The sequence below is a fragment of the Leclercia tamurae genome (assembly GCF_025566055.1).
Classification (GTDB): domain Bacteria; phylum Pseudomonadota; class Gammaproteobacteria; order Enterobacterales; family Enterobacteriaceae; genus Enterobacter; species Enterobacter tamurae.
The window spans coordinates 1-223 of the sequence record NZ_JAMHKS010000006.1 but is presented as its reverse complement, the minus strand read 5'-3'; the positions used below and the strand labels follow the sequence as shown (position 1 = coordinate 223).

Below are 223 nucleotides of genomic sequence, written 5' to 3'. Positions count from 1 at the left end.
ACTTTGTGATTCATGACTGGGGTGAAGTCGTAACAAGGTAACCGTAGGGGAACCTGCGGTTGGATCACCTCCTTACCTTAAAGAACCTGCCTTTGCAGTGTCCACACAGATTGTCTGATGAAAAGTATCGAGCAAGACGGCTGCGAAGTCGCGACACATCGTGTCCCCTTCGTCTAGCGGTTAGGACTCCGCCCTTTCACGGCGGCAACAGGGGTTCGAATCC

The 223-nt window shown here is 52.9% G+C and carries 1 rRNA gene; it reads left to right on the top strand.

Annotated elements, in window-relative coordinates:
- Window positions 1–75: ribosomal RNA gene (locus M8318_RS00025) — 16S ribosomal RNA — on the top strand; the annotation flags it as partial.
- Between the last annotated feature and the right edge of the window lie 148 nt (window positions 76–223).